The organism is Thalassotalea sp. PP2-459 (assembly GCF_001913705.1).
In the GTDB taxonomy this organism is placed as follows: domain Bacteria; phylum Pseudomonadota; class Gammaproteobacteria; order Enterobacterales; family Alteromonadaceae; genus Thalassotalea_C; species Thalassotalea_C hakodatensis.
The window spans coordinates 1-14,351 of sequence record NZ_MKQD01000056.1; the positions used below are offsets into that span (position 1 = coordinate 1).

15 protein-coding genes are annotated in these 14,351 nt (G+C 36.9%); 7 read left to right on the top strand and 8 right to left on the bottom strand.

What is annotated here, in order from left to right; translation table 11 throughout:
• Positions 1 to 95: 95 nt before the first annotated feature.
• From BI291_RS13980 to BI291_RS13995, 4 genes are all read right to left on the bottom strand, one after another.
• Positions 96 to 518, bottom strand: a complete 423-nt coding sequence (locus BI291_RS13980) for an acyl-CoA thioesterase (RefSeq protein WP_074499393.1) — start codon at positions 516 to 518, stop codon at positions 96 to 98.
• Positions 519 to 605: 87 nt separating this feature from the next.
• A complete protein-coding gene (locus tag BI291_RS13985) occupies positions 606 to 953 on the bottom strand; it encodes a hypothetical protein (RefSeq protein ID WP_074499394.1) in 348 nt (115 codons plus the stop codon).
• Between the two features lie 130 nt (positions 954 to 1,083).
• Positions 1,084 to 2,040, bottom strand: coding sequence for a glyoxylate/hydroxypyruvate reductase A (locus tag BI291_RS13990; protein WP_074499395.1), 957 nt, complete (start codon positions 2,038 to 2,040; stop codon positions 1,084 to 1,086).
• 4 nt (positions 2,041 to 2,044) lie between these two features.
• The gene (locus BI291_RS13995) at positions 2,045 to 2,689 is read right to left on the bottom strand and encodes a DUF1456 family protein (RefSeq protein ID WP_074499396.1); all 645 of its coding nucleotides are present in this window, start codon (positions 2,687 to 2,689) and stop codon (positions 2,045 to 2,047) included.
• Positions 2,690 to 2,832: 143 nt separating this feature from the next.
• Here BI291_RS13995 and mfd point away from each other — a divergent pair, with 143 nt between their 5' ends.
• The 3 genes from mfd to BI291_RS14010 all read left to right on the top strand — a co-directional run bounded on the left by mfd (position 2,833) and on the right by BI291_RS14010 (position 8,278).
• Positions 2,833 to 6,342 (top strand): transcription-repair coupling factor, encoded by a 3,510-nt coding sequence (mfd, locus tag BI291_RS14000; protein WP_074499397.1) that lies wholly within the window; start codon positions 2,833 to 2,835, stop codon positions 6,340 to 6,342.
• Between the two features lie 75 nt (positions 6,343 to 6,417).
• The gene (locus BI291_RS14005; protein WP_074499398.1) at positions 6,418 to 7,983 is read left to right on the top strand and encodes a CsiV family protein; all 1,566 of its coding nucleotides are present in this window, start codon (positions 6,418 to 6,420) and stop codon (positions 7,981 to 7,983) included.
• Between the two features lie 4 nt (positions 7,984 to 7,987).
• A complete protein-coding gene (locus BI291_RS14010; protein WP_074499399.1) occupies positions 7,988 to 8,278 on the top strand; it encodes a DUF1244 domain-containing protein in 291 nt (96 codons plus the stop codon).
• A gap of 221 nt (positions 8,279 to 8,499) precedes the next feature.
• Here the strand turns inward: BI291_RS14010 and BI291_RS14015 are convergent, their stop codons facing one another.
• The 3 genes from BI291_RS14015 to rsuA all read right to left on the bottom strand — a co-directional run bounded on the left by BI291_RS14015 (position 8,500) and on the right by rsuA (position 11,466).
• Positions 8,500 to 9,720, bottom strand: a complete 1,221-nt coding sequence (locus BI291_RS14015) for a response regulator (RefSeq protein ID WP_074499400.1) — start codon at positions 9,718 to 9,720, stop codon at positions 8,500 to 8,502.
• A gap of 596 nt (positions 9,721 to 10,316) precedes the next feature.
• The gene (locus tag BI291_RS14020) at positions 10,317 to 10,616 is read right to left on the bottom strand and encodes a hypothetical protein (RefSeq protein WP_074499401.1); all 300 of its coding nucleotides are present in this window, start codon (positions 10,614 to 10,616) and stop codon (positions 10,317 to 10,319) included.
• Positions 10,617 to 10,776: 160 nt separating this feature from the next.
• Entirely contained in the window at positions 10,777 to 11,466 is a 690-nt protein-coding gene (gene rsuA, locus BI291_RS14025; protein WP_074499402.1) for a 16S rRNA pseudouridine(516) synthase RsuA, read from the bottom strand.
• Positions 11,467 to 11,585: 119 nt separating this feature from the next.
• Here rsuA and BI291_RS14030 point away from each other — a divergent pair, with 119 nt between their 5' ends.
• From BI291_RS14030 to BI291_RS14045, 4 genes are all read left to right on the top strand, one after another.
• Positions 11,586 to 12,257, top strand: a complete 672-nt coding sequence (locus BI291_RS14030) for a LysE family translocator (RefSeq protein ID WP_074499403.1) — start codon at positions 11,586 to 11,588, stop codon at positions 12,255 to 12,257.
• A gap of 11 nt (positions 12,258 to 12,268) precedes the next feature.
• Positions 12,269 to 12,577, top strand: a complete 309-nt coding sequence (locus tag BI291_RS14035; RefSeq protein WP_074499404.1) for a DUF962 domain-containing protein — start codon at positions 12,269 to 12,271, stop codon at positions 12,575 to 12,577.
• A 171-nt stretch (positions 12,578 to 12,748) separates the two neighbouring features.
• Entirely contained in the window at positions 12,749 to 13,207 is a 459-nt protein-coding gene (locus BI291_RS14040) for a hypothetical protein (protein WP_074499405.1), read from the top strand.
• Between the two features lie 2 nt (positions 13,208 to 13,209).
• Positions 13,210 to 13,434 carry a helix-turn-helix transcriptional regulator gene (locus BI291_RS14045; protein WP_074499406.1) on the top strand — a complete coding sequence of 75 codons (225 nt, stop codon included), beginning with the start codon at positions 13,210 to 13,212 and terminating at the stop codon, positions 13,432 to 13,434.
• Positions 13,435 to 13,512: 78 nt separating this feature from the next.
• Here the strand turns inward: BI291_RS14045 and BI291_RS14050 are convergent, their stop codons facing one another.
• Positions 13,513 to 14,349 (bottom strand): ion transporter, encoded by an 837-nt coding sequence (locus tag BI291_RS14050; protein WP_074499407.1) that lies wholly within the window; start codon positions 14,347 to 14,349, stop codon positions 13,513 to 13,515.
• Between the last annotated feature and the right edge of the window lie 2 nt (positions 14,350 to 14,351).

Sequence of the window (14,351 nt, forward strand, 5' to 3'; positions counted from 1 at the left end):
ACTGGAGTAGAAGAACTACACAGCGCAAGTGTTGCCTTGTATAAATACCAAACAAATTGCGGCAAAAGTAAACATGAAAGATCAACACGCTCTAGTTATTTATCCATATTAATATTAAGTGTACGTATCTCATCAATTGTCTGTTGCTCAAGTTCTTGCAAAGACTTGCCATGTGCAATCGGTGCACCGGTTTCAGGGTCCACTTTCACAAAAACGATATCGTCAGCCATACAAATCGTTTTTTTAGTGACCTTATTTCTTACTAAACAGCTAACAGTAATTGATGTACGGCCAACACTTTTTGTTTCCAGTCCGAACTCAACTACATCTCCTTGCATAGCGGGTGCTTCAAAGGTTATTTCACCAATATGTTTAGTTACTAAGAAGTTAGTTTCAAGTTGACAAATTGCATAAATTGCAGCTTCTTCGTCAATCCACTGCAGTGCGCGACCGCCAAATAATGACAGTCCATAGTTTAAATCGCTTGGCATCACTAATCGTCGAGATAAAAATCGCATAGGTATTTCCTTGTTAAAAAGATGCGTTAAATTATAGACTAAGCCATTGTCTTTAGGGAGTTAAATATAAACTTTACTGGCTACTTACTAAAGTGTGAGTAGTTTTATCGACAGATAAATCGTTGCACAACTTACTACGATAAAAAGTAATGAAAACATCAGTTGAATAACATTGATTAATTTATGTTTAATTGATGAGAAAAAACCAATTTTGTCAGTAGATTGTGCTAATGGTTGAAAACAAAACGTTAACGTTCTAAACAATAAACACCATAAGAATGTTAACATTAAAAAAGTTAACCCGTTATTTTGCGTGGCAATATCGGCAAATAATAATAGGAAAACAAAGATACTGGCGCTTACTAACGTTCCGATAAGAAAAATAGCACGAAAAGGGAATACTAAATTTGCTAGTTTTTCGAAAAATCTAAACATATCAACAGCCCATTTAAAGAAAATACATTGTTCACAACGTTATCGCATAATATTGATTCAAATACATGCACTTTATTGATTGATAACTAAATGACGACTTATCAATGCTATAGATGCTAAAAACTCACCGTTAATATCCTTTTTGGTAACTTACCGTTCGTGGTAATTGCCCGGTATTGTAGTAATTAACAATATTGTTCACCACAACATCACAGGCAGTATTCTGGCTTGTTGGTGCTGAAATATGCGGTAACACTGTGACTTTATTATGTGACCAAAAAGCATGTTGCTGTGGTAAAGGTTCTTGATTAAAAACATCTAATATTGCCTGAGATAAATGTTCTTGATCAAGCACTTCAAGTAAAGCCTGTTCATGAATAATGGCGCCGCGAGCAAAGTTAATCAAGGTTGCGCCTTTTTTTAATTGCATCAATCGACTTTTATCAAATAATTGACGCGTTTCATCGGTTAAAGGTAACAAACAAATAACAATATCAGCATGACTTATTGTTTGAGTTAAGCCTTCATCTCCCGCAAAACATGCAATACCTTTTATTGATTTTTTACTGCGACTCCAGCCACGAACATTAAAACCATTTTGTGTTAATGCCGCACACGCAGCTTGGCCTAATTCCCCCAAACCGAGCACTGCTATATTGCATTCTTGTGTAAGTGTTACAGGGTGTTGTTGCCAGTTTTTTGTTTGTTGCTGTTGCGAGTAACGCAACATATCACGTAGTACAAAATAACTCCAAGCAACACAAGCTTGCGCCATCGTTAATGCTAAGCACGGATCAACAAGTCTCACTAACTGGATAGGTTTGTGTTTTAAATCATCAACAAGCCTTTCTACACCGGCCCACAAACTATGTACCCAAATAATATTAGGATAGTTAGCCAACAATGCTGGTTCAGGATTAGCTACTATCGCAAACTCTACCAGTGCGTTTTGACGGTTGCTTAACTCATTTGGTAAGCAAACTCGCGCATCTACCTGATGATGTTGTAAAGATTTATTTAGCGCTTCACACCACGTTTGTTGTTCAGATAGCGATAGCTGACTGACTAACGGAATAAGCTTACTCATAGTGCTATTTCTTTTCTTTCAATGACAATACATTACGTTTTGACTGTTCATCAAAGGCAGCATAGGGGCTGGCATTGGGGTTATCGTAACGCTTTTTCGCCTTTGCTGGCTTAGCAACGTTGTTTTCTATTTTTTCAATGGGCTTTTTACGGTATTCGGCAGGTTTTTGTTGCGTTTTTTTATCGGCCCCTTCTGGGCGATGTGTTAACTGAAGCGCCATTAAAAAATTACGTAAAAATTGCGATTTACAGTGGCGGTAATTTTTATGCTCTGGCTTTCTAAAGAAAGCCGTTAATTCTGCACTGCCAATAGTCACATCCATTTTAGCCAACAAAGCAATAATATCGTCGCTGGTCAAATTCAACGCTATTTTAAGTTTTTTTAAGATTAAGTTTTTTGTGAGTTGCTTTTCAGGCGCTGGTACTGCCTTTTCACTTCTACCGCGCTTTTCAACAATAAAACCATTGAGAAAACTTGCCAATTCACTGTCTGATATAGGCATCGTTTCTTTGTCTTCATCAGGTTTTAACCAAGCGATCACTTGTTGCGTTGTTACTTGCCTACTTGCCAAGGCAAAAATATTCACCATCTGTTGATCTTTAAATTGAAAGGTAAAACGTATTCGACGAAGGACATCATTATTGGTCAAGTGGTTTCTCGCTACAGTTAAGGTAATAAAGTCATTATTATATCGTCTTTCAGCTTTAATTCGAAATAAATGTTAACGCCTAGCGCCTGCTAAGGTATCATCAGCAAGTTTTTCACGGATAATCAAGACAAACAGCTAGCTTCATGACTAAATCAAATACGCTTTTTCAACCAACATTACCTAATCGCAAGGGTAAAAATGCCGATAAAAAGGCATGGCAAAACTTATTAGGGTCAAGTGCAACACTTGCTATTTATCATGCGGCCTTACAAACCGAAAAACCCATTTTATTGCTCACGCATGACACGCCTTCGGCACTCAAATTTGAGCAAGAACTACGCAGTATTAATGCAAACAATCAGGTACCTATTTGTTTATTTCCTGATTGGGAAACACTCCCTTACGATACATTTTCACCACACCAAGATATTATTTCACAACGGTTAGCAACGCTTTATCAGCTTTCGCGAATGAAACAAGGTATTGTCATTGTTCCAACGGCAACCTTTATTCAACGCTTAGCACCAAAAGCTTACCTTGAAAGTAATAGCTTACTGATCAAAAAAGGTGATCGAAAAGATCTACATCAAATGCGTGTTGAGCTAGAAGCAAGCGGTTATCGATGTGTTGATCAAGTGATGGAGCATGGCGAATTTTCCGCCCGTGGTGCGATTCTCGATTTATACCCGATGGGCAGTAATAAACCCTTTCGCCTTGACTTTTTTGATGATGAAATTGAAGAAATTCGTCATTTTGATCCTGAAAGTCAACGTTCAAAAGAACAAATTGAAACGATTGATTTGCTTCCGGCACATGAGTTTCCTACCGATAAAGACGGGATTAATACGTTTCGTCGACAATATCGAGAACAATTTAGTGGCACGATTGATAAAGAATCTATTTATCACCAAGTAAGTAACGGTATTTTACCCGCGGGGATTGAATATTATTTACCGCTCTTTTTTGAACAAACAGATACCCTTTGTGATTATTTAGCACCCGATACTATCGTGCTCATGTCTGGTGATATAGAGAAATCTTTAGCAAATTATTGGCATGATATCGAATATCGCTATGAAGATAGAAAATACGATTTAACTCGTCCACTGCTGCCGCCAGAGCAGTTATTTCTCTCTGAAACAGATTTATACGTAGCACTAAAACCTTTTGATCGTATCACTATTGAAGCAACAGCAAATAATGAAGCTTCTAGCACGCGAGGTATCGTAAGTTATGATGTTAAACCATTACCTAATATTACCGTCAATCATCAATCAAAAGATCCGTTTGACCTCTTAAATGGTTTTATAAACGAAAAGTCTTCTCATGGTAAAACGCTATTCGTTGCCGAAAGCCAAGGCCGACGAGAAAGTGTATTAGAACTGTTAAAACGTAATAACTTAACACCACCACTTTTTGACACGATTGCTGACTTTATTGACAGTGAACACCCCATCGGAATCACGGTAAACGCCTTAAGTGCTGGCTTTATTTTTCAATCCAAAGGTACAGCGGCTAAAAACAATATTGCGTTAATTACGGAAACTGAACTACTCGGTGACCGAGTCAGACAATCAAGACGTAGAAAAGCCCAACAAGACGTTCATGCTGATGCAATCTTTAAAAACTTGGCAGAGCTCAGCATTGGTCAACCTGTCGTACATATCGAGCATGGCATAGGAAGATACTTAGGTCTGCAAACCTTAGAAACTGGCGGCATAAAAACCGAATTTCTGACTTTACGTTACGCCAACGACGCTAAGTTGTACGTACCGGTTGCCTCGTTACATTTAATTTCTCGGTACTCGGGTGCAGATCAAGATCATGCACCGCTACATAAACTCGGTAACGATACCTGGAGTAAAGCTAAACAAAAAGCAGCAGAAAAAGTGAAAGATGTTGCCGCTGAGCTGCTTGATATTTATGCAAAACGGGCGGCAAATACGGGTTATCAATTTACTCGCAACAAAGAAGATTACCGTGCTTTTGCAGATAGTTTTGGTTTTGAAGAAACCTTAGATCAAGAGCAAGCGATTAATGCGGTGATTAGCGACATGTTATCTGATAAAACCATGGATAGGTTAGTGTGTGGTGATGTCGGTTTTGGTAAAACAGAAGTCGCGATGCGCGCAGCTTTTGTCGCAGTAAACGACAGTAAGCAAGTGGCTATTTTGGTACCAACAACACTACTTGCTCAACAACATTATGAGAACTTTAAAGATCGTTTCGCCAATTGGCCTATATCGATTGAAGTTTTATCACGTTTTAAATCAGCAAAAGAACAAAGCCAAATTATTGAACGTGTTGAGTCTGGTCAGGTAGATATTCTCATTGGCACTCATAAATTATTGCAAAATAGCATCCAATATCATGACTTAGGTTTACTTATTGTCGATGAAGAGCATCGATTTGGCGTGAAACAAAAAGATAAGATTAAAAAGCTTCGTGCTAATGTAGATATTTTAACACTTACGGCAACACCGATCCCTAGAACATTAAACATGGCGATGGGTGGCATGCGTGATTTATCAATTATAGCTACTGCGCCAGCAAAACGCTTAGCGGTAAAAACCTTTGTAAGACAACGAGACAATTCACTGATCAGGGAATCTATTTTACGTGAAATTCTAAGGGGTGGACAAGTATACTTCTTACATAATAATGTCGATACTATCGACAAAACCGCCGCTGATTTAGAAGCCTTATTGCCCGAAGCAAAAGTCATTGTTGCCCATGGGCAAATGCGTGAACGAGAACTAGAACGTATCATGAGTGACTTTTATCACCAACGTTATAATGTATTAGTTTGTACTACTATTATTGAAACGGGTATCGACGTACCAAGTGCCAATACTATCATTATGGACCGAGCTGACCACTTGGGTTTAGCACAATTACATCAACTTCGTGGCCGTGTGGGTCGTTCACATCATCAAGCTTACGCATACCTACTCACTCCTCATGAAAAGCGTATGACCAAAGATGCTAAAAAGCGTCTTGATGCTATTGCTTCATTGGAAGACCTTGGCGCAGGTTTTACCCTTGCTACACACGATTTAGAAATTCGTGGTGCTGGTGAGTTACTTGGTGAAGACCAGAGTGGTTCAATGAACCAAGTAGGGTTTAGTTTATATATGGAAATGCTTGACCAAGCGGTAAATGCTTTAAAAGAAGGTAAACAGCCATCGCTTGACCAAGTATTAGCAACACAAACTGAAGTTGACTTACGTGTACCAGCCTTATTACCTGATGATTATATTTTTGATGTAAGCTTACGTTTAAGTTTGTATAAGCGTATCGCAAGTTGCAAAAACAAAGCAGAATTAGACGATGTGCAAATTGAATTAATCGATCGTTTTGGTCTATTACCACAGGCTGCCAAAAATTTAATACATATTGCTAAACTGAAAATTAAAGCACAAAACATTGGTATAGCACGAATTGACGCAGGACCAGCCGGCGGTTCAATTGAATTTAGCGAAAACACTCGTGTCGACCCCATGTTTATTATTTCTTTAATACAACAACAACCAAGCGTTTTTAAAATGGATGGCGCCAATAAGTTGAAATTTATCCGTGAAACGGAAGATACAGCAAGCCGCTTTACTTTAATTTCATCAATACTTGCTGATCTGTCAAAAAAACTCAATTAACACGGATGCTAATTCAAGGTATGATGAATAATAAAGCTGTTAAATATTTAAAGAATATAACTTGTTGGTACTTAGATGAAATTTAAACAAGGGTTAGCGCTGCTTTCCAGTCTTTTTGTCGCAAATAGCCTCGCTGCTACAAGTCGATGGTCAGGTGATTGGTTTGAAATAGAAGTTATTTTACTATCAAATATTGCAGATAAATCAGCGATTAAAGAAGTATTTACCAACCAACAACCTTTACCTAACTATGAGCAGTCTCGTGATTTACTAGGAACATACCTTACCCCTGATGTAAGCAATTTAAAACGTTTATTACCACAGTGTTATGCAAACACTAACGCACCAGATGCATTCAGTAAATATCATACCGTTTCAGCCCCTAAACTTAATAGTCTATTTCAAACATTTAACCTCTCGTTAAATCAACATCTTGCTGAGCTTGATCAGAATGCTTTAGCAGAAAAACGTTCAAACAACGAACAACAAGCGATTGAAACTCAGGCGATAACTTCCCACGAAGAACAAAGTCAGTCGCATGATGTGCAAACTACCGATGATTTCTTTGATCGTGTAAAAACGACCCAAGAAGGGGCTCTTAGCGTACCTTTAGACGAAAAAACACCTAACAATCACAGTGCTGATGTAACAATACCAACTAAACCCCCTCTTAACGCGCAAAAAACATTAAGCGATGAAGATTTAACATTCTTAACAATCGTTGAAAAACTCACTACGGCATATCCTGATATAAATCTTTATTTGCCTGAATTACTCGACAATCCACCATGCACATTAACGCCAAATCAGTTCGATGCGTTATCAGTTGATCCAGCATTGTATTCATATAACAGTTATGCTGTTGAACATGTGCCATCAAAGATTGATGGCGTTGAAAATTTATACTCATCGACCCCCTATTTAATAAGTAGAGCTTCATTAAAACTTGATGATATTGTATTGCAATTAAAACGCAGTCGTGATTTTAAGCCACTATTACATGTAGGCTGGCGTCAACAAGTTTTTGAACAAAAAAAATCTGTACCTATGCGATTATATGCTGGCGCTAATCTGCAAAAGCACTATCAGCAAGCATTAATACAATATAATGAAGAAAGACGAGCAGAGCTCGATACTGAGCAAAATTTACAGTCAGTTCTTGGTGGTGCGCTTAATAACACTACAGTTTCACCAGCAATACAAAAACAACAGGCAATCACTCAACGAAAACAGCAAATTTTATCAACACTACAGCATTTTAACCATGAACAACCGATTTCTCAGCTAACACTAGCACCTGAGCCGATAATCTATGGTGAACAACTCAGTGTTGGTCAAGCACCAACACCACCAATACAGCCGTGGTACCTTAATGGATTTTTAAACATTTATTTAATTGGTAATTACCTAAATGTAAAAGCTGACTTTTCAATTATGAACCTGAGCTTAGCAGAGCAAGCAAGTTTAGCATTAAGACCTAACGCAACATTTGAACTAACGCCAGTTAGGCTTAAACAGAAGCGTAGAGTAATCAGTCAAGAAACACATTACTTTGATCACCCTTATATGGGCATGATCGTTCAAATTCGCCGTCATGATCGCCCTGAACCAAGGGTAGTACAATCATTAGCAGGAAATTAAACATATGGAAAAAGAAATTGAAATTCAAGCGGCAGTATTTCGCCGACTATTGCGCCACTTAGACAGTCGTAAAGATGTACAAAATATTGAGTTAATGAATTTAGCTGGATTTTGTCGTAACTGTTTCGCTAAGTGGACTGTCGCTGAGGCAGAGAAACTAGGTGAAAAAGTAGATATTGAAGATGCAAGAGAGCATGTATACGGCATGCCTTACGCACAGTGGAAAGAAAAATATCAATTACCTGCTACCGAAGAACAAATGGCCACCTTCAATAAGCTGCAAGCAAAAAAATAAAAACACTGATCTTCATTACAACTAATTTAAGACATGACAGTGAAGCAAAAAGCTTAGCAATGTTTAGCTTTTTGCCACATATCTCTTACATGCATATTGATTTAAACGTTATTTGTTCAAGTCATTAATGCCCATGTCTACTATTACTGGGACGTTAGTACCATTCACTGCATATAACCATAGCAAACTTTTCAACACTATCCTTTTGGTATTCAACGGTATTATTTCGGTTTTCTAAGCAATGTAATGCCAAGTTTCTCGCAAATAGAAACAAAATTATCTTGTCTTAGCGGTTTCACTATATAATTTTTTGCCCCAAGCTTAATACACTCAAGCGCTGTTTTCTTTTGCCTATTCCCCGTCAGCATCACTGTATTTGCATCTTTATTATTCGAACTCTGAGATATTTGATCCAACAAGTAAATACCGCTGGTATCTGGGAGGCCTATGTCTAATAAAATCAAATCATATTGTTTGCTTTTTAAACACGCCAATGCCCTTCTACCTGTAAAGGCGGTATCAAGCTCTAGATTGAATAACTTAAGAATCTCTGAGGTTAAATGAATACTTATAGGATCATCTTCAATAAGCAGCACTTTTAATTTATCTGGTAATTTAACAATGTCACTTTCGATAGATTGCGATTGCAGCTCTTGAAACTTATTATGAATTTGTTGGCAAGCAACCTTTGCTAGTTCATCTTTGTCACCATCTATTTTTTCTAGCATATCTTGATTGTCTTGCACAAAAGATTGCAATAAATTTAAAACTTTATTTTGAATTTTTAACAGCTCTGGCCTTATTTCATCAGATTTTATTTTGCCTAATGTTTCTCTTAATATACCGAGATCTAGCGATACTTTTTGATGTTGTTGTATTTTTTCTGCAGCATTATCTAATGCAGATTCAATAATACCTACTGAGCTTTCAAGCTCTTGCTTCAGTTGTTCTTTACGCTCAAGCCCTTTTGCTACAACCCCTCTTACATCATCAGCATATTTTTCTTCACGATAGATATGCTCAAGCCCAGGTTTTTCTTTTTTAGCAAAGCCAAGTTCAATTAATAAATGTTCACAGATAACAATAGGCCGATGAATTTCATACAATGGCCTAGCAACTAAATAGTCATCAATAATACCATTTCGGTAAGCATCATAAGCTTCTCCTTCATCATGTCTAGAAACTAAAGAAACAAAAAAATGCTCACATAAGCTTTGATCCGGTACTTTATCTAATGAACCATAAAAAATAGAGAGTGTTTCTTGGAATCGTTCTGCGGAAACTAAAATAATCTTAGGTGTTTCTTCTTTTAATTGTTCAACTAGTTCATCAGGCTCTTGGCATACTTTTATTTTTTCATAATGCTTAGTTAATGTAGAGATCAATAAGGAATCCGTACTTTTATCACTGGAAAACAATACAATTTGATCAGCTTTTTTCATATATTTAATGGTCCTGTAAAGCTATTGATAATAAGTTCCTTAATATTTGAAAAAGTAGAACAAAACACGCTAACCACATCCAATTTACGCTTAAACATATGGCAATCACACGCCTCATATACTGACGCATGACGTAATGAAAATACCAAATAATAATTGAAGTGATTGTTTTGTTGTTCTCTCATCTAATTTATAGTGCTTATGAACAATTGCAAAAATAATTAGCTTAGAGGAAGTATAGAAAATAAGAATTGAAAATCAAAAATTTCGAGCATTTCTAGTTCCACCTTTACCTTAAATAAGTGATGACCATAAGAAAAGGTAAGGCGAAGTTGAGAGTTAAATAGCTTTGTTAAGTGCTTATTATCGAAAACATCAAACCGGGTTATGTTGATCTTAGTTGTACACTTATGCAGCGCTATATATGATGTTTATACAAGGCTGAACTTAGATAACGGGGTTGTTCTGCATAAATAACCTGAGCTCAGGTTAAATAGATGAAAACGCCCTAGAAAATTCGCACTCAAAAGTTCAGCCCCACCTAACTAAAGCAAAGCCATGGGTGCTTCATATTAACAGACGTAAAGAAGTATGCCTTAAATGCTAAGCTTAATTTCTGTCTTGATATTTTCTTTGCGTCTGTCTTTATTCAAACGCGAATCAAGCCAACGGCCTCTATTTTTTTGATGCAAGCGGCGATCTTCCCCTGAACGTCGTTCAACAAAATACGCTTTTTTAGGCGCTTTTTTCTTTTTTTGAGTCTGTTCTGCTGTTTCATTATTTTCTTCAGACGACTGCTCTTGCTGAGGCTCGTGTTGCTCAGGTTGGCGATCTTTTGCTGTTGTTTCCGACTTTACAAGATAGGATGGCGGTAATAAATCTGCCAAAACGTCCATTTTTCATACCTAATAATTCAATTAAAAACCAAAGACTTGGTTATATTATCGGCAACGAATCGAATTTCTTTAGCAATGAATTAACAATTTTTTGACTTTTTTTATTTTTCAGCTAAAGCGTGTTAAACGAGTAACAGCAGTAATCAGCAATTATATTATTTTATAAAAAATGAGCAACTTCATCACTGGTTAAATAACGCCATTCGCCTAATTCAAGCTCTCCAAGTTTAACACTGCCAATACTTTCCCGGTGTAAACCAACCACTTTATTCCCCACTGCGGCAAACATACGTTTAACTTGATGGTACTTACCTTCGGTGATGGTAAGTAAAACTTCTTTTGGCTCGACCATTTCTAGCACTGCTGGTCGAGTAAGGTCTCTTTCTCCTTGTAATTGCACACCCGATGCAAATTGTTCAGCAGTGTCAGGTTTTAAGGCATCTCGTAACCAAACACGGTAGGTTTTCTCACACGCTTTTTTGGGCGAAATAATATTATGTGACCAACGTCCATCATCTGTGATTAACACTAACCCCGTGGTATCGGCATCAAGCCGACCAGCAATATGCATATCAAATGCTTTATCTATATCAAGAAAATGTAATACTGATGGGTACAACTCGTCAACATTTGAACAAATAGTATCTACTGGCTTATGCAGCATAATATATCTTGATTGTCTGGCGATTAATTGACTGCCATCTACACGAATATCATTGTTTTCATGTACCTGTGTAGCAGGGTTGGTAATAACCTCATTATTTACCGTTACTTCACCTTTTTTTAATAACTTTTTGGCTTCTGTTCGAGTAAGTTCGGTACTTTTACAAATAAATTTATCTAAACGCATAGGCAAGTTTTTGTCGTCGTATTGTCAATCTTAGTGCAAAATTACGCCAAGATTGCAATATTGGATTGATTAAGTGATGATAATCTGACAATTGTAATCTTTCACACGAGATCCAACAAATGGATTTACTCTCAGGCCTAATAATAATTACTTCAGTTCACTTATTAGCTGCGGCCTCTCCAGGGCCTGACTTCGTATTAGTGACACAACAAACTCTTAAACATGGCAAAAAAGCTGGCCTGCTTTGTTCCTTAGGTATTGCGTTGGGGTTATCCGTTCATATCATATATTCTGCTTTAGGGTTAGCAGCAGTAATAGCCAGCTCCGATACCTTATTGTGGGGAATAAAAATTCTCGGTGCTGGTTACTTATTTTATTTAGGTATTCAAGGCTTACGTGCAACACCACGTAATATAGAGCCACCGTTGAATCAAGAAGATACACTTATTGGTAAAAATGACGAGAATAATTTAAACAACAGACAAGAAGAGTCAAGCGTAAAAACGATCATCAAAGGCTTTTTTTGTAACGCCTTAAACCCTAAAGCCCCCATTTATTTTGTCGCATTATTTACTGTGATATTGTCGCCAGAGCTACCTAGTACACACTTAATCATTTATGGCATTTGGTTAATGGTGATTCAATTAGCCTGGTTTTGTTTGGTCACGCTCTTATTCTCACAACCTCGCATTAATTTGAAATTTCAGCAAATGGGCCATTGGATTGATAAAGTTACTGGTGGCGCTATGGTTTTATTAGGCATCAAAGTATTGACTTCTAAACTAGAATAACAGAGACAATAATGGCAGAAAAAACCTATCAATCTTTTGCTGACTTTTATCCATTTTATTTGAGCCAGCATAAAAATAAAACCTGTAGACGTTTACATTTCATGGGCTCTTTATTCGTGCTTATTCTACTTATGTTGAGTATTTTTACTCAACATTGGCTGTATTTATTTTATGTGCCTATTGCAGGTTATGGATTTGCTTGGATTGGTCATTTCTTTTATGAAAAAAATAAACCTGCCACTTTTAGTTACCCCATTTATAGCTTGATTGGTGACTGGGTAATGTTTAAAGACATTCTGCTTGGTAAAGTCAAACTTTAACGGTAGATGCAGCTAGCCATGTTATTTGGCTTGAATTCGAATAAATAATATGTCGCCAAATCACGACTAGTTCTATCAAGTATTCTCGACTCCGTGTTAAATATATTTGACACATGAAACACAAATAAGTAACATCACCCAATGTCTACTATTTTTTACATGGTGTTTAATATGTCTTACAAAGAAAAAACTATCTGGATATCTTTACTAATTTTACTTTATATTTGGGGTGATTATGGTTTCAGCTTATTAGCCTTGATAGAACAACAACAGTTAACACAAACGAATGTCAATTCATTACTAAAAGTGGTTATTTTCAAAACCATTGCGTTAGAAATTATTTTAAATATTGTACTGGCCGTGATTAGTGCAAAAGATGCAAACGTTGATGAAGATGAACGCGATAAACAAATATCACTTCGTGCCAGTAAATATGCCTATGTTGTATTGTCAGTAGGTGTTGCTCTTGCTATTTTTTACACCTTAGCACCAATGTTAAACGCCTTTCTATTACCAGACACGCAATTAGCCTACCACGAAAAAATTATCCAAATCATTATTATTTTTATGGTAAGTGCTGAAATTACGAGAATGAGCTCACAGCTATTCTTCTATCGCAGGGGCTTTTAACGATGACAAAAGTGATCACTAACACGCTTCGTAAGTTACGCTTCGAGCAAAATGAAATGACACAACAGCAACTTGCCGATGCAATTAGCGTTTCAAGGCAAACTGTTGTAGCCATAGAAAAAGGAAAATATTCCCCCTCACTAGAGGTGGCATTTAAAATTGCTGATGTATTCGCAGTCAATATTAGCGATGTATTTCAATATCAACATAGCAGTAACACAGACTAAAAAGCGAATACCACGTTACATAGAATGTGAACAATTATTTCTACCAAGTACTATTCGCTAGTAGGTCATTTTTTGTCGTTACTCTAACTTTGTCGGTTTATTAACAAGAAGCGCTTTTATTTCCGCTAATTCATTTTGAAGAGATTCAATTTGCGCTCTACTTGCTGGTTCTGCTCCTTGTGCAGATTCACCGTGCTGTTTAGCACGGTGTTGCTCATGTTCTTCATTCATCACATCTAAAATAGTCCCAACCATCATGTTGAGAAAAATAAATGCCGTTAGAAAAATAAAAGATAAATAGAAAATCCAACTTAACGGATGTACTGCCATTGTTTCATACATTACATCGGTCCAATCTTCAAAGGTTGCTACTCGAAATAATGTTAATAATGAAATTGAAACGTCTCCCCATAACTCTTCATTAATTTCATGAAAAATGATGCTGCCTATTGCCGCGTAAATGTAAAAAATAACGAACATTAACAATGCAATATAACCCATTCTTGGTATGGCTTTAATTAACGCATTAATCAGCAACCTTAATTCAGGCACCATGGAAACTAGCCTGAGTACTCTAAAAACTCGTAGTAATCTCGCTAATAAAACACCAGAACCACCATCAGGAACTAAACTCCCTATTACAATAATGGTGTCAAAGATATTCCAACCACTCTTAAAAAATGATTTTTTATCTGCAGTGGCTAAAAAGCGAATAATAATTTCAATCAGAAAAAATACCGTGACCGCGTTGTCTGCAAATGATAACAGTTGAATAACCGGTTCAGGTAAATCGTGCGTTTTAGCACCGATAAGCAATGCCGATAGAATGATAACGGCAATAACACTCCATTGAAACCATGGGCTCGAATCAATTTGTTTCAATCTATCTTTAAGTGAAATTACGACAGTACTCATTG